Raw genomic sequence first — 21,319 nt, forward strand, 5'->3', positions numbered from 1 at the left:
GTGTTAGAAAAAAACCTGTGTATTCTACCAAAAAGGAACGCTTCCGCTATCGCGACAAGCGTTCACGACATGTACATTCCACCATTCACATGCAAGGTGGTGCCGGTCACGTAGGCCGCGGCCGGCGAAGCGAGGAAAACCACCGCTCCGGCGATCTCTTCCGGGCGTCCAAGACGGCCCAGCGCGATGTTGCCGAGCAGCGCATCGCGCGCCGCATCGGGCATGGCGCGCGTCATGTCCGTATCGATGAATCCGGGTGCCACGCAGTTGACCGTAATATTCCGGCTGCCCAGCTCGCGCGCCAGCGCGCGGCTCATGCCGGCGACACCCGCCTTGGCTGCTGCGTAGTTTGCCTGGCCGGGGTTGCCGGCACTGGCAACCACCGACGTAATATTGATGATGCGGCCGGTGCGGGCCTTCATCATGCCGCGCATGACCAGTCGCGACATGCGAAACACGGCTTTGAGGTTGGTGTCGATGACGCCATCCCACTCCTCGTCCTTCATGCGCATTGCAAGGTTGTCGCGGGTAATGCCGGCGTTGTTCACCAGAATGCCAACGGCACCGAAGCGCTTCTCTATATCGCCGACGACTGCCTCGCAGGCTGCAGCGTCGGTGACGTTGAGCACCAGTCCCGCACCCTTGAATCCAGCTTCGGCGATTGCTGCCTCGATCTCGGCAGCGCCGTTCTCCGACGTTGCCGTACCAATCACGGTCGCACCGAGGCGACCCAGTTCCATCGCAACCGCACGTCCGATGCCGCGCGATGCGCCGGTCACCAGTGCGACCTGACCTTCAAGCGAAAAACTCATGCTGACCTCACTGTGGCAATCATCTGCTCAAGACTGGCTGCATCATGAACCGAGCCGCTCTCAACTTCCTTGGCAATACGCTTGGTCATGCCTGCCAGCACTTTACCGGGTCCGCACTCGATGATGTGCGTCATCCCACGGCCTGCCATCGACTGGATGGTTTCGATCCAGCGCACCGGCGAAAAAGCCTGCCGCACGAGTGCATCACGGATCTGCGCCGGATCGGCACACACCGCAACATCCACATTATTGAGCACTTCGATTGACGGCGTCATGACATTGACCGTCTTCAGGCGCTCGGCCAGGCGCTCCGCTGCAGGTCCCATCAGGGCGCAGTGAAAGGGCGCCGACACCGGCAGCAGCATGGCACGTTTTGCACCGCGCGCCTTGGCTGCTTCAATCGCGCGTTCTACTGCGGCCCTTGCCCCGGCAATCACGATCTGACCCGGCGCATTCAGATTGGCGGCCTCGACCACCTCACCCTGCGCGGCTTCCTGACAGGCTTCGCGCACGGCATCCACCTCAAGGCCAAGCAAGGCAGCCATTGCACCTTCGCCGGCGGGAACGGCTTCCTGCATGGCCTGTGCACGGAAGCGCACCAGCGGAACGGCATCGCCAAATGCGAGTGCGCCGGCGGCGACCAGCGCCGAATATTCACCCAGGCTGTGCCCGGCAACCAGGGCTGGCTTGGGGCCGCCCGCGTCGAGCCACGCACGATATGCAGCAACGCCGGCAGTCAGCATCAGCGGCTGAGTGTTAACCGTGAGCGACAGACGCTCGGCCGGACCTTCGCACACCATCTGCCACAGATCCTCGCCAAGTGCCTCCGAGGCCTCGGCGAACGTTTCGCGAATGATTGCAGACTCGCCGTACGCGGTCATCATGCCAACCGCCTGCGACCCCTGGCCGGGGAAAACCAGTGCAAATGCCATCATCTCTCCGTTTGAATGAAGGAAGGACTCAGAAATCGATCAGGGCTGCGCCCCAGGTGAAGCCGCCGCCCACGCCTTCGATGACAACCCGATGCCCGCGCTGGATGCGTCCGTCGCGCACGGCAAGATCGAGCGCAAGCGGAATCGACGCGGCAGAGGTGTTTCCGTGCTGCTCGACCGTCGTGATCACCTTGTCCATCGAAATGCCGAGACGCTTGGCGGTCGATTGGATGATCCGGATATTTGCCTGATGAGGAATCAGCCAGTCAACGCTTGCAACCTCGGCGCCAGCCATGTCGAGCACTTCGTGTGCGACATCACCGAGCACCTTGACCGCAAACTTGAATACCGCCTGACCATCCATGCGCAGGAAGGGGTCGCCAATCACCTGTCCCGAGGCAACGCCACCGGGCACACAGAGAATTGGGTGATGGCTGCCATCGGCGTGAAGCGCAGAGGCCACAATGCCGGGCTGTTCGGATGCCTCGAGCACGACCGCGCCCGCGCCATCCCCGAACAGTACGCAAGTACCACGATCGGACCAGTCCAGAATGCGGGAGAAGACCTCGGCGCCGACAACCAGCGCACGCTTGTGACTTCCGGAGCGAATGAACTTCTCTGCCACCGTCAGTGCATACACGAAACCGCTGCATACGGCCTGCACGTCGAACGCCGGGCCGCCGTTGCGGATACCGAGCTTCGATTGCAGCAGTGCTGCAGTGCTTGGAAAAATGTAGTCGGGCGTCGAGGTCGCAACGATGACGAGATCAATCTCGTCAGCCTCGCAGCCCGCGGCTTCGATCGCACGTTCGGATGCAATCAGTGCGAGATCGCTGGAACCGACATCGGCAGTAGCAAGATGGCGCGAGCGGATACCGGTTCGCGTCATCACCCACTCGTCCGACGTATCAATCCCGCGTCGTACGAGATCGTCGTTGCTGACCGGTTCGCCGGGAAGATAGCTTCCGGTGCCCGCAATCCTTGCATAGATCATGCTGCAGCCTCGCTCATGCTCGCCATTTTGCTGCTGATCCGTTCGATCAGCTGATTCCCCGCCGCATCTGCCGCCCGTGCGATGGCCTGCTCAAAGGCGAAACCATCGGCGGAGCCGTGACTCTTCACGACGACCCCACGCAAACCAAGCAGCACGGCTCCGTTGTAGCGTCTGTGATCGACCCGGTGCTTGAACTGCTTGAGCACCGGCAGCGCAACAAGCGCCATCAGTTTGGTGAAAATATTGCGACCGAAGGCCTCACGCAGAAAGGTGGACAGCATCTGGGCCAGTCCTTCGGAGGTTTTGAGCGCGACGTTGCCGACAAAGCCATCACAGACCACGACGTCCGCCGAGCCCATGTAGATGTCGTTCCCTTCGACGTTGCCGCAGAAGTTCAGTCCGCTGCCGCGCAGGAGTTCGCCGGCCTGCTTGACGATTTCGTTGCCTTTGATCGCCTCTTCGCCGATGTTGAGCAAACCCACCTTCGGACGTTCGATGTGATCGACCGCGGCCACCAGCATCGAGCCCATGATGCCGAACTGGAGGAGGTGCTCGGCTGTGCAGTCCACGTTCGCGCCGAGGTCGAGCACGTAGGTGTGCCCTTTCACTGCTGGCAGGATGGAGCAGATCGCCGGGCGGTCAATACCGGGAAGGGTCTTCAGCACGAAACGGGAAATCGCCATCAGCGCACCCGTATTGCCTGCCGAAATCGCTGCGGCTGCCTCGCCGGCTTTCACCAGATCAACAGCAACGCGCATGGACGAGTCCTTTTTATTGCGCATGGCAATTGCAGGCGGCTCATCCATTCCGACAACTTCGGACGCATGGTGAACACGGACCCGGGAACCGAGGCCGGCCAGCGCGTCGCCAAGCAGCGGCGCCAGCACATCTTCGCGCCCAACCAGGATCGCGTTAACGGCAGGATGGCTGCGCAGAAATGACAGCGCAGCAGGCACGGTCACGACCGGGCCGTGATCGCCACCCATGCAGTCGATTGCAACGGTGACACCCATCGGCTTCTCGCGTGATTCAGGATATGAGGATAAAAAAGGCGGCGCAGGCGCAATGCGCCTTGCGCCGCCTCCTGTATTTCAGGACGCGGACTTATTCGCCCTTGGCCTTGGCAACCTTCTTGCCGCGGTAGAAACCGTTCGGGCTGATGTGGTGACGCAGATGAACCTCACCCGTCGTGGCTTCAACAGCCAGAGCCGGCGCGGTCAGGAAATCGTGCGCACGATGCATGCCACGCTTGGACGGGGACTTCTTGTTCTGCTGGACAGCCATGAAAAACTCCTAATACAAAAACGTTACCTGATCCGAACTAGTTTTTAGCCCGCAGGCCTGACAGCACGGAAAAAGGCGATTCCTTTACTGCCCCGCCCTCAGGGCGAAGCGTTCCACATTCATCATGCCGGGGCGCAAGCGGCAGGGCGAGAAGAATCTCGTCCTCGAGAAGCGAGAGCACATCAAGATCACCATCGATCTCGATTGCATCCACCTCGTCGTCTTCCAGCTCTTCCTCGGGAATTTCCTGACCCGAGCGAACCGGTTGCAACGCATTGCGTACCGACAGATCCCAACCAAGCCCACCGAGACATCGCTGACAGCGCAACATCAGACTGCCGTCGATTGTCAGCGTAAGCCGGGGCTTGCGCATCGCATCCACGTCACCTTCAAGCTTGTAGCGAATCACGCCGGACTGATCCGTCAGCAGGTCAGCGAGCCGCTCGAAAGCGGCAACCTTCACCTCGCCGGACAGCCTGCGCTGTTCGTACGCGAACTTGAATACATCCGGGATGTGCCCGAGTTTTGCGTCTTGGTTGGACATAAGCCGCGCATGATATTATTTTTTCCCGCTTGCTGTCAAAGCCCATCCACGCTTTGCGGCGAAAACATCGCACAATCAAGAATTCATGAAGATCGTCCTCGCATCGACCTCCCCTTATCGCAAGCAACTCCTCGAGCGTTTTCAGCTCCCGTTCGAAACGGCACGCCCCGAAACCGACGAAACAGCTCACCCGGGCGAGCCACCGGCAGCACTCGCCGAACGCCTTGCGATCGACAAGGCACGCGCGATTGCCGAAACACTGGAGCACGCGCTCGTGATTGGCAGCGACCAGGTTGCCTACATGGGCACCGAGATCTTCGGCAAACCAGGTACGGCCGAGCGTGCGATCGCCCAGCTCACGCGCATGAGCGGTCACGAGGTCATTTTTCACACCGCCGTCGCCCTCATCAACGCCGACACCAAGCGAGTGCAATGCGAAGGCGTGGTCACCCGTGTCCGCTTTCGCACCCTGGGCGATGACGAGATCCGTCGCTACATCGACGCCGAAATGCCGCTCGATTGCGCCGGCAGCGCGAAATCCGAAGGTCTTGGCATCACCTTGCTCGATGCCCTTGCGGGTGATGATCCGACTGCTCTGATCGGACTTCCGCTGATCGCACTGTCGCGCATGCTGCGTGCCGAAGGTGTGCTGTTGCCATGAATACACCTGCTCGCGGAACCCTTTTTCTTGTCCCCGTCAGCCTGGGCGATGCCGCCTGGCCATCGTTTCTCCCGGCAGACGTGCAGCAGTGCGCCGCCCGACTTCAGCACTTCGTCGTTGAAAACGCGCGTGCTGCCCGCGCCCATCTGAAGCAGCTCGACTTTCCCGGCGTCCTGCGCGACACGGACATCAAGGAACTGCCGGAGAAGGCCGACAACGCAGCGCTCGACGCATTGCTCAGGCCCGCACTCGAAGGCCGCGATGTCGGACTGATGTCGGATGCCGGCTGCCCCGCCGTCGCCGACCCGGGCGCCAGACTGGTTGCACGCGCGCACGCACTCGGAATCCGGGTTGCACCGATGGTTGGCCCCTCCTCCATTCTGCTTGGACTGATGGGCTCAGGCCTCAACGGTCAGAGCTTCGCCTTTCATGGCTACCTGCCCGTCCAGGAAAACGAACGCGACGTTCATCTTCGTGCGCTCGAAGAGGAATCGCGACGACTGGGGCGCACGCAGATCTTCATTGAGACGCCTTATCGCAACGACCGCATGCTCGACGCCCTGCTCAAGGTGTGCGGTGGCGAAACGAGACTCTGCATTGCCTGCGACCTGAGCACCGCGAACGAGTATCTGGTAACGCGCTCCATCGGCGCGTGGCGCAAGGCGGAGCGCCCATACATCGCCAAGCGCCCGGCGCTGTTTCTGCTGCTTGCGGGCGCAGCCTGAAGGCGCGAGCCCAGCCCCAGCTCAGGTTTGCGTTGATCCGGTGTCAGCGAGGAGGTAGATCAGACCATCCTCCTCCACAACTCTGAGTGCATGCAGCGAAGCGCCCCTGCAAGGGCCCATCACACAACGCCCGTCGCGTGGATCGTAGTGTGCGCCATGCACGGCGCACACCAGCAGATGATGCGTCAGGTCGAAAAACTTGCCTTCCATCCAGTCGAGCTGAACCGGGACATGCGCGCAGCGGTTGAGGTAGGCATACACCTTGCCGCCATACCGAACAACGAAGGCAGGGCCGGCCAGATATCCCGACCCCGGCACCGCGAAGCGAACCCCGTCACCGCCGTCGACCAGCGCGTCAGCGCTGCAGATCAGATGTTTTTCCGTAACCATGCATCGAGCTCGCGCGGCGTATCGACACAGGCAAGCGGCGATTCGGCGCGCAAAGCCTCGACAGGATGCGCGCCGAAGCTGACGGCCAGACCCGCCACGCCGGCATTCTTCGCCATTTGCAGGTCGTGCGTCGTGTCACCGATCATCAGGGTGCGCTCGGGACCGACGCCCAGCTCTTCCATCAACTGCTCGAGCATCGCGGGATGAGGCTTCGAGAAGCATTCGTCAGCACAACGCGTGCTGTGAAAGAACTTGCCGAGGCCGGAATGGGCCAGTGCGCGATTCAGTCCATTGCGACTCTTGCCAGTCGCAACCGCGAGATAGCGCCCCTGCCCCACCAGCCACTCGATCGTACCCGCCACCCCTGGAAACAGCGTCAGCTCCTGATCGGCAGCGAGGTAGTGGTGACGATAACGTTCAACCATCCGCGGATACTGCTCTTCAGCCAGTTCGGGCACCGCATGTCGCAGCGCATCGCCAAGGCCGAGACCAATGACGTAGCGCGCACGCTCTTCGGTGGGCTCGGGCAAGCCAAGGTCCCTGCAGGCAGCCACGATCGATTGCACAATCGCCGACGCCGAGTCCAGGACGGTGCCATCCCAGTCAAACACAACAAGATCAAAGCGTTCAGCCATTCTTTTCGGGCTCCAGTGCATCCAGTCGATCAATGAATTGCTGCAATTCCGGCGGCAGCGCCGCCTCGAGCACAAGTTGCTCACCCGTAAGCGGATGAATGAAACTCAGCTTGGCAGCATGCAGGAACATCCGCTTCAAGCCCTCGCCTTCAAGCGCCTTGTTCAGTGCGAAGTCGCCGTACTTGTCATCACCGCACAACTGAAAGCCGAGATGCGCAAGATGGACGCGAATCTGATGCGTCCTGCCCGTCTTGAGTTCGACCTCAAGCAGACTGAAACGCTTCCAGCGCCGCACCAGGCGGACGATGCTGTGCGACGGTTTGCCATCGGGGCTGACCCGGACCCGCCGCTCTCCTTCCGGAGTCAGGAATTTGTAGAGCGGCGCCTTGACGTGCTGAACCGGGTTGATCCAGCGTCCGGGCACCAGGGTCAGATAGCGCTTTTCCATTGCGCCTTCGCGCATCATGTCATGCAGCGCAGTCAGCGCCGAGCGCTTCTTGGCGACGATCAGCAGTCCTGATGTTTCGCGGTCGAGGCGGTGCGCAAGCTCGAGCATCTTCAGCTCCGGGCGCTGCACGCGCAATTGCTCGATCACGCCGTGGCTGATGCCACTGCCGCCATGAACTGCCTTGCCTGAAGGCTTGTCGATGACAAGAAGCGCGTCGTCTTCGTACACAACCGGCAGCGCCTTGCCTGCGGGAGGCGGAACGGAGCGCGTCGATTCGGAGATTCGCATCGGTGGAATGCGCACTTCGTCACCCTCCACCAGGCGGTAGGTCTGCTGCACCCGCCCACCATTCACCCGCACCTCTCCGCTGCGCAAAATGCGGTAAACATGGCTTTTCGGCACGCCCTTTGCGATACGCAACAGGTAGTTATCGATGCGCTGGCCAGCGGCAGCCTCATCAATCCTTTCGTGCCGAACCGCAATCGCTTTGCCTTGAGTCGTCATCCTGAAATATACTTCCCTGCGGTTGATTCCGGTTGCGGTCGGCATCCCCTCGCGCCACGAGGCGGTTGAGGATGAACGACGATGAGCCCGCACAAGCGCTCCCGGAAAACCGAAGCGTGCCACACGAAGCCCAAAAAGGCGCCGATGGTAACGCAATCGACAAACTTCGACACACCCATCCAGCCTTGCGGTTGGATTTAGACGCGCAACACATACGCAGGATCAAATGCATTTGTCTGCTGATCCAAGGACACTGGCAGACAGATTCAAGAGAGTATCGACCAGCCGACCCATCACAGCCAATATTGACCACCGGATGAAAGTAGCCCTACCCAACTGCTCCTGACCCCGGAAAGCGCGATGGTGCGCGCCGTTCGTCCTGCCCGTGTGCATTGCGCGGGAGAACGATCCAAAATGAAGCGAATGCTCTTTAATGCGACGCAGGCAGAAGAACTGCGCGTCGCGATCGTTGACGGTCAGAAACTGATCGACCTCGACATCGAATCGGCCAACAAGGAAGAACGCAAGAGCAATATCTACAAGGCGGTCATCACTCGCCTCGAGCCCAGCCTCGAGGCCGCCTTTGTTGATTATGGCGCTGAGCGGCACGGCTTCCTGCCCTTCAAGGAAATCTCGCGTTCCTATTTTCAGCCCGGCGTTGACGCCAGCAAGGCCAGCATCAAGGAAGCCCTGCGCGAAGGCCAGGAGCTGATTGTTCAGGTCGAGAAGGACGAGCGCGGCAACAAGGGCGCAGCCCTCACCACCTACATCTCGCTGGCCGGCCGTTACCTCGTGCTGATGCCGAACAACCCCCGTGGCGGTGGCGTATCGCGCCGCGTCGAGGGTGACGAGCGTGCCGAGTTGCGCGAGGTCATGGATCAGCTCGAAGTGCCCACCGGCATGAGCCTGATTGCCCGCACCGCCGCCATTGGCCGTGGCGCCGAAGAACTGCAGTGGGACCTCAACTACCTTCTGCAACTGTGGACCGCCATCGAAGGCGCAGCCCAGGGACAGACCGGCGCGTTCCTGATCTATCAGGAAGGCAGTCTGGTGATTCGCGCCATCCGCGACTACTTCCAGCCCGATATCGGCGAAATCCTGATCGACACCGACGAGATCCATGAACAGGCCCACCAGTTCATGGCTCACGTGATGCCGGGCAATGTGAACCGGATCAAGCGTTACAACGACGACGTTCCGCTGTTCTCCCGTTTCCAGATCGAACACCAGATCGAATCGGCCTACTCGCGTCAGGTCGGCCTGCCGTCCGGCGGTGCCGTGGTGATCGACCACACCGAAGCGCTGGTCTCGATCGACGTCAACTCGGGTCGTGCAACCAAGGGTGCCGACATCGAGGAAACCGCGTTCCGCACCAACCTCGAAGCGGCAGACGAAATCGCGCGTCAGCTCCGTCTGCGCGACCTCGGCGGCCTGATCGTCATCGACTTCATCGACATGGAGTCGCAGAAGAACCAGCGCGAAGTCGAGAATCGCCTGCGCGACGCCCTGCGCCACGACCGCGCCCGCGTTCAGACCGGCAAGATCAGTCGTTTCGGCCTGCTCGAACTGTCGCGTCAGCGCCTGCGCCCGGCGCTTGCCGAGACCAGCTACATTACCTGCCCGCGCTGCAATGGCACCGGACACATCCGCAGCACCGAGTCGTCGGCGCTGCACATCGTCCGCATCCTCGAAGAAGAGGCGATGAAGGACAATACCGGCGCAGTGCACCTGCAGGTGCCGGTCGATGTCGCCACCTTCCTGCTCAACGAGAAGCGGGTCGATATCGCACGCATCGAGTATCGCCACAAGGTTCAGCTGATCATTGTGCCGAACCGGCACATGGAAACGCCGGCACACGAAATCGTCCGCCTGCGCCACGACCAGCTCAACCAGGAAGACATCGCGCTGGCCAGCTACCAGATGGTGCACCAGCCGACCGAAGCCGAAATCGGCATGCCCGCCAAGGAAGGCGACAAGCCTGCGCGTCAGGAAGCTGCCGTGAAGGGCATTTCGCCCTCGCAACCTGCACCGGTCATCGCACCGCGTGCTGAAGCCGCCCCCGTCGCAGCTGCTGCCGCACCCGCCAAGGGATTGATTGCACGCTTCCTCGGCTGGCTGACCGGCGAGCCGACCCCGGCACCCGCACCGGCACCTGTCACTGAAACGACGCCGAAGCGCGAATCGCGTGGTCGTGGCGAGCGCGGTGGCGAACGCCGCGGCGGGCGCAACGGACGTCGTGACGGCCAGCGCGGTGAGCGCACCGAGGGTGAAGGCGGCAACGCGCGCAATGGTGCACGTGCCGAGAAGGCAGAGAGCACTGAGCGCGAGAAGCCTCAGCGTCAGGCGCAGGAACGTCAGGAACGTGGCGAGCGCACCGAACGTGGCGAACGCTCTGAAGAAGGCGGCCGCAGCCGCGGTCGTGGTCGTCAGCGTCAGCCGCGTCAGGACGACAACGCGAAGGCAGCAGAAGCGAGCACCGAGCAGATGGCCGATAACGCAGCCATCGTCGCGGCAGGTGTCGCAGAAGCGGTCGTAACCACCGCGCCGGCAGGCGAAGAAGGCGTACCCGAGAAGCGCCGTCGTCGCAGCAGGGGACGTCGTGACCGCCGCACGGGTGAGAACCAGGAGACGGTCGATCAGCAGGCAACTGCCGACAGCGACAGCGCCGCTTCTGACAGCTCGACCGCAGCTGTCGCCGCTGTGGCTGCTACCGCGGCCACGATGAGCGATGCAGGCGCTGAAAGTGCGGCTGCAGAACTGCCGGTCGCGGTTTCGGAAACAGCAAGCCCGGTCGAAGTCCAGGTCAACGCCGAGCCGGCACCAATGCCCGTGCGCGCAGTTGCAACCGAGGCAGCCCCCGCTGCTGCTTCTGCTGAAGTTGAGACGCCTGCGATCGTGACGGCTGCAGCTGAGCCGGTCGTCGAAGTCGCCAGCCCGGTCGAAGCACAAGAGACCGCTGTCGAACCGGCAAGGACCGAGATTGAGGCCCCCGCCGCTGTCGAAGCGTCCGTAGAGGATGCCGCTGCAGCAGTGGAAGCAGCCTCGCCGGCAGCCCCTGAGGCAATCGAAGCGGTTGTTGCAGAAGTTGCACCGGCTGTCGTCGAGCCGGAAGCAGCACCGGCTGTCGTCGAAGCTGAAGCCCTCGTCACGGCGACCGAAGTCGAGTCCCCGGCTGTCGTCGAGGAAGCTGCTCCGGTTGCAGCAAGTGCGTCGGCACAGGCACCTGCAGCGCTGGGACCGATCGACCTTGCAGGCGTACTCGAAGACGCTGGCCTGGTCATGATCGAAACCAGTCAGGACAAGAAGGTCAGCTTCGGCAACGGCGCACCGGAAGCGCCGCAGCAGCTCGGCCGCAAGCCCAGGGCTCCAGTCGTCATCGTCGAAGAGCCCTTGCAGCAGGTAGAAACGCAGAAGTAAGCACGCCAATGCCGCCCGATCGGGCGGCATGATGCAGAAATGGCCGTCAGGGGAATCCCCTGGCGGCCATTTTTTCGTTATGAACCTAAGAAATCAGGGCGCTCAACGCCTGTCCAGCGAGCCAGTCAGCAGTCGTTCGACGCCTTTCTCACACAGATCAAGAACGAACTCGAAGCCGTTCACGCCGCCATAGTACGGGTCGGGCACCTCCTCCTCCCCCAGCTCGGGTGCAAATTCGAGAAACAGCGCAAGCTTTGGCTGATACACCTCAGGGCAGTTGCGCGCCATGTAGTCGAGATGCCCTCTGTCCATTGCCAGCAGCAGATCGAATTGCTGGAAATCGGTGATCTCGAGTTTGCGCGCTCGCAGGGCCGAGAGATCGTAGCCGCGCTGCGCTGCAGCTTTCATCGCGCGCGGGTCCGGCGCCTCGCCCGCGTGGTAGCCCTGCGTGCCCGCCGAGTCGACCTCGAAGTCGGACTCGAGCCCGGATGTTTCGATGAAGTGTCTGGCAATTCCCTCGGCTGTGGGCGAACGGCAGATGTTTCCTGAACATACAAAAAGAATTCGCTTCATGCTCTCCCTTTAGGTGTTTCCGTGCTGATCAGCACCAAACGCCCGCTCCCTCAAGCGGAACAGTTCATCCCGAGCCGCAGCCGCCTTCTCGAACTCCAGGTTGCGAGCGTGCTCCTGCATCTCTTTTTCCAGCTTCTTGATTGTCCGGGCCAGCGCCTTTTCGTCCATCAGCGCATAGTCAGCCCTCGCTTCGGCTGCAACCGAAGCCCTTTTCTCATCGTCCACGGAATAGACCCCGTCGATGATGTCCTTGATCCGCTTGGTGACGGTTTTGGGAACGATACCATTTGCCTCGTTGAAGGCAATCTGCTTCGTCCGCCGGCGCTCGGTTTCATCGATCGCGAGCTGCATCGAACGTGTGACCCGGTCGGCGTAGAGGATGGCCGTGCCATGGATATGACGGGCAGCGCGGCCTATGGTCTGGATCAGGGAACGTTCGGAGCGGAGGAAGCCCTCCTTGTCCGCGTCGAGGATGGTCACGAGCGACACCTCGGGAATGTCCAGGCCTTCACGCAGAAGGTTGATCCCTACCAGCACATCAAACTCGCCCAGGCGCAGATCGCGAATGATCTCGACGCGCTCGACGGTATCGATATCCGAGTGCAGATATCGCACGCGGACGCTGTTCTCATTGAGGTAGTCGGTGAGATCCTCGGCCATGCGCTTGGTCAGCACGGTCACCAGCACCCGCTCACCCACGGCGACGCGGGCCTTGATCTGACTGAGCAGGTCGTCGACCTGGGTGGTGGCCGGACGAACCTCGACCACCGGGTCGATGAGGCCGGTTGGGCGCACGACCTGCTCCACCACCTGCCCCTGGTGTTCCGCTTCGTACGCGGCAGGCGTGGCTGAGACGAAAATCGTCTGCGGCATCAGACGTTCGAACTCGTCGAACTTGAGCGGACGGTTATCCAGCGCCGACGGCAGCCTGAAGCCGTAATTGACCAGATTCTCCTTGCGCGAGCGATCGCCCTTGTACATTCCCCCTACCTGTCCGATCGACACATGCGACTCATCGATGAACATCAGTGCGTCCTGCGGCAGATAGTCGATCAGGGTCGGCGGCGGCTCGCCCGGGCTGCGTCCGGAAAGGTGGCGCGAATAGTTCTCGATGCCCTTGCAGAAGCCCATTTCGTTCAGCATCTCCAGATCGAAACGGGTGCGCTGCTCGATGCGCTGCGCTTCGACCAGCTGATTCTCGCCATAGAACTGCTCGACGCGAAGCTTGAGCTCATCCCTGATGGCTTCGATCGCCTTCAGCACCGTTTCACGCGGCGTGACATAGTGGCTCGAGGGGTAGACGGTAAAACGCCCGAGCTTCTGCTTCAGGTGCCCTGTAAGGGGATCAAACAGGGTCAGATGCTCGACCTCGTCGTCGAACAGTTCGATGCGGATTGCCAACTCGGCGTTTTCGGACGGGAACACGTCGATCACATCACCCCGCACGCGAAAGGTGCCACGACGGAAATCGATATCGGAGCGCGTGTACTGCATGGCCACCAGCCGCTGAATCAGGTCACGCTGACCGACCTTCTCACCCTCGCGCAGGTGCAGAATCATCGCGTGATAGTCGACCGGGTCGCCGATACCGTAGATGCAGGACACGGTGGCCACGATAACCACATCGCGTCTTTCCATCAGGCTTTTCGTGGCCGACAGACGCATCTGTTCGATGTGCTCGTTGATCGACGAATCCTTCTCGATGAACAGGTCGCGCGACGGCACATAGGCTTCCGGCTGGTAGTAATCGTAGTAGCTGACGAAATACTCCACCGCGTTCTCGGGAAGAAACTCGCGAAACTCCGCATAGAGCTGCGCAGCAAGCGTCTTGTTGGGCGCGAGCACCAGTGCCGGGCGCCCCATCTGCGCGATGACGTTGGCCATGGTGTAGGTCTTGCCGGAGCCGGTCACCCCGAGGAGGGTCTGGTACATCAGCCCGTCCTCGACTCCCTCTACCAGTTTCGCAATCGCGAGCGGCTGATCGCCTGCAGGCGGAAAAGGCCGGTGCAGACGAAACGGACTGCCTTCGAAGGTGACAACGTCTGTTGTGCTCGCTGAGGCGCTACCGTCTGAACTCTGCATGCTAGAATTTCCGATTGTTTCAGCTGACGCCCGAACTTGAGGCATCTGCTAGGGCAAACGACGATTATTTCCCAAAACGCGCGTCAAGGCACGGCCAGTTTCCCTGCCGGACGGGCGTGAACCGCAAGTGCTACTGGAGCTAACATGTCTGCATCGATCTTCGCCGCCGTCGAAATGGCACCCCGCGACCCGATCCTCGGTCTCAACGAGGCCTTCAATGCCGATACGCGTGCTGAGAAGGTAAACCTCGGCGTCGGCGTGTATTACGACGACAACGGCAAGATTCCGCTGCTGGGTGCCGTTCGCGCGGCCGAAAAAACCCGCCTGGAAGCGATGCCGCCGCGCGGCTATCAGCCCATCGAAGGCGCAGCCACCTACAACACTGCAGTTCAGAACCTGCTGCTCGGCAAGGACTCGCAACTCATCGCCAACGGCCAGGTCGTGACCATCGAGGCCCTTGGCGGCACGGGCGCGCTCAAGGTCGGCGCCGACTACCTGAAGCGTCTGCAGCCGGGTGCAACGGTGTACATTTCGGACCCGAGCTGGGAAAACCACCGCGCCCTGTTCGAATCCGCCGGCTTCCCGGTCGAAACCTATCCGTACTACGACGCAGCCACCCGCGGCGTGAATTTCGAAGGCATGAAGGCCAAGCTCAACAGCCTGCCCGCCGGTTCGATCATCATCCTGCACGCCTGCTGCCACAACCCGACCGGCGCCGATCTCTCCGACGCCCAGTGGAACGATGTGGTTGACGCCTGCCGCAGCCGCGGACTGATCCCCTTCCTCGATATGGCCTACCAGGGCTTCGCCGACGGCATCGAAGCCGACGCCGTCGCTGTGCGCGCCTTCTCCGCCAGCGGGCTGCAGTTCTTTGTCTCCAGCTCCTTCTCCAAGAGCTTCTCGCTCTACGGCGAGCGTGTGGGCGCACTGTCGATCATCACTGCCGCCAAGGAAGAAAGCGCCCGCGTGCTGTCCCAGGTCAAGCGCGTCATCCGCACCAACTACTCCAACCCGCCGATCCATGGTGGCGCCGTGGTTGCAGCGGTGCTCAACTCCCCCGAGCTGCGTCAGCAGTGGGAAGATGAACTGGCCGGCATGCGTGACCGCATCCGTGACATGCGTACCAGTCTGGTAGAACAGCTCAAGGCGGCTGGTGTGGCACAGGACTTCTCCTTCGTCATCAAGCAGCGCGGCATGTTCTCCTATACCGGGCTGACCGCTGCACAGGTCGAGCAACTCAAGACCGACTTCGGCATCTACGCCGTGTCGACCGGTCGTATCTGCCTGGCCGCACTGAACACGAAGAACATCGGCTACGTCGCCAAGGCCATCGCCGCAGTCGTGAAGTAAGAAAGAGAGACGAACTGCATAAAAAAATGCAGTTTATTTCTTGACGAACCAGAAGGCGCAGCCTACAATGCGCGCCTCTGTTCCTCGATAGCTCAGTTGGTAGAGCGCCGGACTGTTAATCCGTAGGTCCCTGGTTCGAGCCCAGGTCGAGGAGCCAGAAGAATTCAGGAGCGGTTGCAGGCAGTTTTTGCAGCCGCAGGGGAAACCCCAAAAGAACGTTGCAGCGAGAGTTTATTCCTCGATAGCTCAGTTGGTAGAGCGCCGGACTGTTAATCCGTAGGTCCCTGGTTCGAGCCCAGGTCGAGGAGCCAGAAGCAAAGTGAAAATGCCATCCTTCGGGGTGGCATTTTTGCGTTCACGGGATGCGAAGTCAGCATCAGGATTGCCCAGATGGCTACGCCTTCCTTCGTTCGGCGACCGAGCGAGGTAAATTGCCCCGGAGCCTCCAGACATCCCGCAGCCTCAACCTGTGACGCAACGAAGATGTTCAGAAGACCCGGGGCCATTCAGTTTGCGCAGCCAGCCTGTTTTAGCGTCAGTCCGCGCTCGTACGGTTTTTCGACCAGTTCAATCGGCACGTGCCCCAACAGGCCCTGCGCTGACCTTGCCAGTCCTCACTCACGCAGGAACGGAATGCAGCGGGCCATGCGTTCGCATACGCCGGTGATCCGACAGCAAGCGTTCAATCGCAGTCGAAAATCCGGCCCTGTTTTCCGAGCCCCGCTACACGCTGTTCGTTTCGTTCATGAGAAACCGAAGGGATCTGGTCAATCCCACTGCGGTGCGATTCCTTCGGGGTTGGCGAGCCGCTCGTTGCAGTCCAGGGTGGCGATAGCGGCAAGATCCTCTTCATCGAGGCACACTGTGCCTGCCCTGAGGTTGCTTTCGAGATTGGCCCGCTTGGTCGAGGACGGTATAACCGAAAAACCTTGCTGCGACGCCCATGCCAAGGCCACCTGCGCCGGCGTTGCACCGTGTTTGTGCGCAATCTGTCGCAGCAACGGGTCTTGCACCGCCTTGCCATAGGCAAGCGTCATGTACGAGGTCAGGTGAATGCGCTGTTTGCGGGCGAATGCCGTCAGCTTGCGGTTCTGCAAATAGGGACTGATTTCCACCTGATTGGTGGCGATATTCTCGCGCCCAATGGCTGCGATTGCCTCTCCCAGCAGTGCAGTATTGAAGTTGGACACGCCGATGTGGCGGGTTATGCCCTGCGCACGCGCTTCGAGGAGGGCTTGCAGCGATTCGGCGAGCGGCACGGCCCCGCCCGGTGAGGGCCAATGAATCAAGGTCAGATCGACGTGATCGGTGCGCAGCTTCTGCAGGCTGGCTTGCAGGCTCGGTATGAGCTTATGGGCTGACAGGTTGTCGATCCAGATCTTGGTCGTGATGAACAGTTCGTCTCGCGGAACACCCGACTCCGCGATGGCTTTGCCGACTTCGGCCTCGTTATCGTAGATCTGGGCAGTATCGACTGCACGGTAGCCGACCTCCAGCGCAGATTTCACCGAGTCGATGGCGGTTTGACCTTTGAGTCGAAAGGTGCCGACGCCGAAATGAGGGATGGACATGGTTGGAACTCCGTTACGTTAGGGAAAATGCGACATGGCAACGCACGTACGCACAAGGATCAGGTAATGCCCGTTACGGCTGCGCAATGGGCTCTGCATGAAAACAAGGCAGCACAAACTCACCGATTTCCTGCAAGGTCTCTTTCAGAGGCCGCTGGTTTCGCCGAAACTGAAGCCCGATATGCTGGACACCTGCCGCACGCATGGCGTGCAGTTCCTCGATCAGTCCATTGCGACCCACGCGCATGCCAAAGCGGTGACGCTGCGCCAAGGCACCGGGATCTTCAGTCAAGTCGAGGTGAATGAAGCTGAGGTAAGGTTTATCACCAGCGACCTTGCGCCACATGCCAACTCGGCGCGCGTGGTCTTCGGGCGTGCCCGGATAGGCTAGCCACCCGTCCATGTGCTGCCCCACCCAATCAGGTGCCTGCTGTGCCAGACCAGCCACGAGCAATGGCAACGGCGCCTGCGGGCGCGGCAAGACCTCGACGCCATCTGGCAGTTTCGTGCAGTGCCACTGCCGAAGCATTGCCACTTGCTCGCGAAAGACCGCGCCACGAGTTTCAAAGTCCCGCCCGAACAGAGGGTACTCGACCGGGCGATCACCGCTGGCTACGCCCAGAATCAATCGGCCGTTGCTGAGGTATTCCACGCTGGCTGCGGACTTCATGGTCAAGATCGGTTCACGGATTGGGAGGACCACGGCGGCGGTTCCGAGCAGGATGCGCTCGGTTGCGGCTGCAAGGTATCCAAGGTAGGTGAATAACTCGAACACCTGGGCCGCATCACCGAAGCTCGGGTCATACACGGGCACGTCTCGTACCCACAGTGCACGGAAGCCCAGGCGGTCCGCCAGCTTGGCCAGGTCAGCGTGGAGCGAAACATCCGGAACGCCGAATGGACGGCCCGCCCCACCTCGGAGCTGTTCGCCCGCTATTGACCAATCGCTATCAAGCGGCAACTCGACACCGACGCTGAAGCCTTCCGTTGTCAATCTTTCAAGTGCGTTCACGTGCATCATGTTGCTCTCACAGGTCAGATCAATTTGGGCAAGTCAGTGCATGACACCTGCCCTTCAAACTCCTTCTTGGTAACTCAGCCAGTGCCTGCTGCCCCCTCACGGCGTGACTGGCGCAATACCGGCCGACAGTTCGATCTCTGCATCGCGCCGATCCAGCCTCCCGGCCCAAACTGTCAGGAACAATGCGACGAGTACCACCAGCGCGCCAACCCATGCAGTGTGGATCAGGCCAACGTGGGTCACGATCAAGCCGCCCACCCAGGCGCCAGCCGCAATGCCGACGTTGAAGGCTGCGATGTTCAGGCCCGAAGCCACATCCACGGCCTGCGGAGCAAAGCGTTGCGCCTGCTTGACCACATAGACTTGAAGACCCGGCACATTGCCGAAGGCAACACCACCCCACGCCAGTACGGTGACAAGCATCAACCAGCGATTCGGAGCGGTGATGCTCAGAACTGCCAGCACGACAGCGAGCAACAGGAAAATGAGTTTCAGCGCCGGGATCGGCCCGCTCCGATCTGCAAGTTTGCCGCCCCACAGATTGCCAGCCGCAACCGAGACGCCATAAGCCAGCATGACCCCGCCAACCGCGCTGGCTGAATAACCCGTTATCTGCTCAAGAATCGGAGCCAGGAACGTGAAGGCGATGAACGAACCGCCGTAGCCCACGGCGGTCATCGCGTAGACGAGGAGTAACCGGGGCTGCGCCAGCACGCCGATCTGCTGACGAAGCGTAGCCGGCTTGCTGTGCGGTACGTTCCTGGGGACGAAGATCAGGCTTCCCATGAACGCGATCACACCCAGGGCTGCGACGGCGAGAAACGTGGCACGCCAGCCAAAGTGCTGACCGATGAACGTGCCCATCGGCACACCCGTCACCAAGGCCACAGTCAGGCCAGTGAACATGATCGCGATGGCACTTGCGGCCTTTTCCTTGGGCACCACGCTCGCCGCGATGATCGACCCGATCGAGAAGAAGACGCCGTGGGCCAGTCCGGTCAGGATGCGCGCCACGATCAGGGACTCGTAACCTGGTGATTGCCAGGCGACCAGGTTGCCCGCCGTGAACAGTGCCATCAGGGCGAGAAGCAGCGCCTTGCGTGGCACCTTGCCCGTCAAGGCGGTGAGCACCGGAGCACCGACGGCGACGCCGAGCGCATAGAGGCTGACGAGAAGCCCGGCTGACGGCAGGCTGACGGACAAGTCAGCCGCGATGGTCGGGATCAGGCCAACGATGACGAACTCTGTCGTCCCGATGGCAAAAGCGCTGATAGTCAGCGCGAATAGCGCGATTGGCATGCTTGCATCCTTGTGTTGAGCGTTGAAAGGATGCGATGGTGGGTCAAATCACTTATGCTATAAAGTCCATAGTATTGAAAACATATTTGCGGTTATATCAACAATGAAGACAACCCTGGATGAAATGCGGACTTTGATCGCGGTGGTCGATGCGGGTGCGCTGTCGCGTGCGGCCGACCATCTGGGGCTGACCGTATCGGCGGTCAGCCGAACCCTGGGGCGGCTGGAGCACAAGCTGAACACGACACTCCTTCGCCGCACCACGCGACGTCTGGAGCTGACCGAGGAAGGCACCATTTTTCTCGACCGTGCGAGAGAGATCATTGCCTGCGTCGAGGGCGCCGAAGAAGATCTTTCGATCCGCCGCGAACGGCCGGCTGGACGCCTGCGTGTAGATGCCGCCACGCCTTTCATGCTCCACGGTGTTGTTCCGTTGATTTCCGGCTACCGTGAGCGCTATCCGGAAGTGACCCTGGAGCTAACCAGCAACGAAGGCTTGATCGACCTGCTGGAGCAGCGCACCGACGTTGCCATCCGCATCGGAAGGCTCAAGGATTCAACGCTGCATGCACGGCCTATCGGCAGCTGCCGTCTGCGCGTGCTGGCAGCGCCTTCCTATCTCGAACAGCACGGTCGGCCGCGCAGCACCGGCGACCTCGCTCAACATGTCCTGCTGGGCTTCACACAGCCGGCTGCACTCAATGAATGGCCGTTACCCGCACAGGACGACCTGCCGCTGCGTATCACCCCCACCATTGCAGCCTCCAGCGGTGAAACCCTGCGCCAGCTGGCACTTGAGGGCGCAGGAATCGTCTGTTTGGCGGACTTCATGACCCATCGGGACCGAACCGAAGGACGCTTGGTGCAGTTGTTCTCGACCCGAACGCTGGAAGTGCGCCAGCCGATCAACGCCGTGTACTACCGGAACACGGCGCTGTCGGCCCGGATTTCCACATTTGTGAGCTATTTGAGCGAGCATTGGGGTTCGGGTGCGGGCGGATGCGATGAAGCGAGCAAGCGATCATTTGCCGCTTCGTAATACATTCAACGTACAAGGGTGGAACGCTGGCAATCGGGCAGAGCCACTGCGAGATCCTTCAATCTCCCACGCACTCCTCCACCGCGCGCGTGGCAGGCTGCGGTCTTGGCCGCTGTGCGATCCGCCTCTTTTGCCGCGACATGACTTGACGGCTGATCAGGCACACCCGGTGGCGTACGGGACTAGAATGAACTTTCGTGCTCACCAGGCCTGTCGGTCCAGGTCGTGCCATCAAGGCACAGACAAGACAGCAGGCGCTTCGAGAAAGGATGCTCCATGGACAAGGACTTGTCGGTTTCAATCATCGTATTCGACGTAAACGAAACCCTTCTCGACATCACGACGCTCGAGCCCCTTTTCGAACGTGTCTTTGGTGACGCGTTCGTTCTGCGGGAGTGGTTTGCACAACTGATCCTGTACTCACAGACGATGACGCTTTCGGGGCTCTACACCCCCTTCGGGGCGCTCGCAGTGGGCAGCCTACGCATGGTGGCGACCACCCGTGGCATGACGCTTGCCGACGCCGACATCAGCGAACTCAAGACGAGAATGAATGAGATGCCGGCCCATCCGGACGTCGCGCCTGCGCTCACGCGGCTGCGCGATGCGGGCTTCCGGCTGGTAACGCTGACGAACTCGGCAAGCGCATCGTCGCCCACCCCGCTTGAGCGCGCTGGGATTGCGCCATTCTTCGAGCGTTCGTTCAGCGTCGAGTCGGTCAGAAAGTTCAAGCCGGCCCCGGAAACCTACCAGCTGGTCGCGTCGGAACTGGGTGCAGACACCTCGGCGCTGTGCCTCGTTGCCTGTCACCTGTGGGATACGATTGGCGCCCAGGCCGCCGGTTGGCGCGGGGCACTCATTACGCGTCCGCATAATGCAATCCTGCCCGCGGCAGAGGTTCCGGCGCCTGATCTTGTTGCGTCTGAGCTGACTGAACTCGCAGATCAGATTGTTCTGCGCTGGAAGTCCGCCTGAGCTTGAAGATCCAACCCATGCAGCCGCTGAAGGGCGCCGCATCTGACGACGAAGCCGTGAGCC

General features: G+C 61.2%; 20 protein-coding genes and 2 tRNA genes. 8 read left to right on the top strand and 14 right to left on the bottom strand.

Features of this window, described 5'->3' with window-relative positions; all coding sequences use genetic code 11:
• Positions 1–62: 62 nt before the first annotated feature.
• The 6 genes from fabG to AC22G6_RS06915 all read right to left on the bottom strand — a co-directional run bounded on the left by fabG (position 63) and on the right by AC22G6_RS06915 (position 4,566).
• Positions 63–812: a 3-oxoacyl-ACP reductase FabG gene (gene fabG / locus AC22G6_RS06890; RefSeq protein WP_487366156.1), complete on the bottom strand. Its 750-nt coding sequence runs from the start codon at positions 810–812 to the stop codon at positions 63–65.
• Positions 809–1,744, bottom strand: a complete 936-nt coding sequence (fabD, locus tag AC22G6_RS06895) for an ACP S-malonyltransferase (protein ID WP_487366157.1) — start codon at positions 1,742–1,744, stop codon at positions 809–811. Before fabD ends, fabG begins: the two co-directional genes overlap by 4 nt.
• Positions 1,745–1,772: 28 nt before the next feature.
• Positions 1,773–2,738 (bottom strand): beta-ketoacyl-ACP synthase III, encoded by a 966-nt coding sequence (locus AC22G6_RS06900; protein WP_487366158.1) that lies wholly within the window; start codon positions 2,736–2,738, stop codon positions 1,773–1,775.
• Positions 2,735–3,751: a phosphate acyltransferase PlsX gene (gene plsX / locus AC22G6_RS06905; protein WP_487366159.1), complete on the bottom strand. Its 1,017-nt coding sequence runs from the start codon at positions 3,749–3,751 to the stop codon at positions 2,735–2,737. Before plsX ends, AC22G6_RS06900 begins: the two co-directional genes overlap by 4 nt.
• Positions 3,752–3,842: 91 nt before the next feature.
• Positions 3,843–4,022 carry a 50S ribosomal protein L32 gene (rpmF, locus tag AC22G6_RS06910; protein ID WP_108948205.1) on the bottom strand — a complete coding sequence of 60 codons (180 nt, stop codon included), beginning with the start codon at positions 4,020–4,022 and terminating at the stop codon, positions 3,843–3,845.
• Between the two features lie 37 nt (positions 4,023–4,059).
• A complete protein-coding gene (locus AC22G6_RS06915; protein WP_108948204.1) occupies positions 4,060–4,566 on the bottom strand; it encodes a YceD family protein in 507 nt (168 codons plus the stop codon).
• Between the two features lie 85 nt (positions 4,567–4,651).
• On the opposite strand from AC22G6_RS06915, the gene AC22G6_RS06920 reads away from it, so the two are divergent.
• Positions 4,652–5,227: a Maf family protein gene (locus AC22G6_RS06920; protein WP_487366160.1), complete on the top strand. Its 576-nt coding sequence runs from the start codon at positions 4,652–4,654 to the stop codon at positions 5,225–5,227.
• Complete coding sequence (locus AC22G6_RS06925) at positions 5,224–5,952, top strand: SAM-dependent methyltransferase (RefSeq protein ID WP_487366161.1); 729 nt, start codon at positions 5,224–5,226, stop codon at positions 5,950–5,952. Before AC22G6_RS06920 ends, AC22G6_RS06925 begins: the two co-directional genes overlap by 4 nt.
• A 21-nt stretch (positions 5,953–5,973) precedes the next feature.
• On the opposite strand, the gene AC22G6_RS06930 is transcribed toward AC22G6_RS06925, so the two are convergent.
• From AC22G6_RS06930 to AC22G6_RS06940, 3 genes are read right to left on the bottom strand one after another with little or no spacing between them, the layout of a single operon-like run.
• The gene (locus tag AC22G6_RS06930) at positions 5,974–6,342 is read right to left on the bottom strand and encodes a Rieske (2Fe-2S) protein (protein WP_487366162.1); all 369 of its coding nucleotides are present in this window, start codon (positions 6,340–6,342) and stop codon (positions 5,974–5,976) included.
• Positions 6,321–6,977, bottom strand: coding sequence for an HAD family hydrolase (locus AC22G6_RS06935; RefSeq protein ID WP_487366163.1), 657 nt, complete (start codon positions 6,975–6,977; stop codon positions 6,321–6,323). The genes AC22G6_RS06930 and AC22G6_RS06935 overlap by 22 nt, the downstream gene beginning before the upstream one ends.
• Positions 6,970–7,929, bottom strand: coding sequence for an RluA family pseudouridine synthase (locus AC22G6_RS06940; protein WP_487366164.1), 960 nt, complete (start codon positions 7,927–7,929; stop codon positions 6,970–6,972). Before AC22G6_RS06940 ends, AC22G6_RS06935 begins: the two co-directional genes overlap by 8 nt.
• Before the next feature lie 414 nt (positions 7,930–8,343).
• Between AC22G6_RS06940 and AC22G6_RS06945 the strand changes: the two genes are divergently transcribed.
• Entirely contained in the window at positions 8,344–11,346 is a 3,003-nt protein-coding gene (locus tag AC22G6_RS06945; protein WP_487366165.1) for an Rne/Rng family ribonuclease, read from the top strand.
• Between the two features lie 102 nt (positions 11,347–11,448).
• Here the strand turns inward: AC22G6_RS06945 and AC22G6_RS06950 are convergent, their stop codons facing one another.
• A complete protein-coding gene (locus tag AC22G6_RS06950) occupies positions 11,449–11,919 on the bottom strand; it encodes a low molecular weight protein-tyrosine-phosphatase (RefSeq protein WP_487366166.1) in 471 nt (156 codons plus the stop codon).
• A gap of 9 nt (positions 11,920–11,928) precedes the next feature.
• Positions 11,929–14,001 carry an excinuclease ABC subunit UvrB gene (gene uvrB, locus AC22G6_RS06955; RefSeq protein ID WP_487366167.1) on the bottom strand — a complete coding sequence of 691 codons (2,073 nt, stop codon included), beginning with the start codon at positions 13,999–14,001 and terminating at the stop codon, positions 11,929–11,931.
• 144 nt (positions 14,002–14,145) lie between these two features.
• On the opposite strand from uvrB, the gene AC22G6_RS06960 reads away from it, so the two are divergent.
• From AC22G6_RS06960 to AC22G6_RS06970, 3 genes are all read left to right on the top strand, one after another.
• Positions 14,146–15,351, top strand: coding sequence for an amino acid aminotransferase (locus tag AC22G6_RS06960; protein ID WP_108948196.1), 1,206 nt, complete (start codon positions 14,146–14,148; stop codon positions 15,349–15,351).
• A gap of 81 nt (positions 15,352–15,432) precedes the next feature.
• Positions 15,433–15,508, top strand: a tRNA-Asn gene (locus AC22G6_RS06965).
• A gap of 78 nt (positions 15,509–15,586) precedes the next feature.
• Positions 15,587–15,662: transfer RNA gene (locus AC22G6_RS06970), tRNA-Asn, on the top strand.
• A gap of 456 nt (positions 15,663–16,118) precedes the next feature.
• Here AC22G6_RS06970 and dkgB read toward each other — a convergent pair.
• From dkgB to AC22G6_RS06985, 3 genes are all read right to left on the bottom strand, one after another.
• Positions 16,119–16,922 (bottom strand): 2,5-didehydrogluconate reductase DkgB, encoded by an 804-nt coding sequence (gene dkgB, locus AC22G6_RS06975; RefSeq protein ID WP_487366168.1) that lies wholly within the window; start codon positions 16,920–16,922, stop codon positions 16,119–16,121.
• A gap of 73 nt (positions 16,923–16,995) precedes the next feature.
• Positions 16,996–17,943 (bottom strand): TIGR03571 family LLM class oxidoreductase, encoded by a 948-nt coding sequence (locus tag AC22G6_RS06980; RefSeq protein WP_487366169.1) that lies wholly within the window; start codon positions 17,941–17,943, stop codon positions 16,996–16,998.
• Between the two features lie 96 nt (positions 17,944–18,039).
• Positions 18,040–19,242 carry an MFS transporter gene (locus AC22G6_RS06985; RefSeq protein ID WP_108974831.1) on the bottom strand — a complete coding sequence of 401 codons (1,203 nt, stop codon included), beginning with the start codon at positions 19,240–19,242 and terminating at the stop codon, positions 18,040–18,042.
• Between the two features lie 103 nt (positions 19,243–19,345).
• Between AC22G6_RS06985 and AC22G6_RS06990 the strand changes: the two genes are divergently transcribed.
• Both AC22G6_RS06990 and AC22G6_RS06995 read left to right on the top strand, forming a co-directional pair.
• Positions 19,346–20,281 carry a LysR substrate-binding domain-containing protein gene (locus tag AC22G6_RS06990; protein ID WP_487366263.1) on the top strand — a complete coding sequence of 312 codons (936 nt, stop codon included), beginning with the start codon at positions 19,346–19,348 and terminating at the stop codon, positions 20,279–20,281.
• 276 nt (positions 20,282–20,557) lie between these two features.
• Entirely contained in the window at positions 20,558–21,256 is a 699-nt protein-coding gene (locus tag AC22G6_RS06995) for a haloacid dehalogenase type II (protein WP_487366170.1), read from the top strand.
• Positions 21,257–21,319 lie beyond the last annotated feature (63 nt).

It is taken from the genome of Parazoarcus sp. PS-13 R2A (assembly GCF_057621855.1).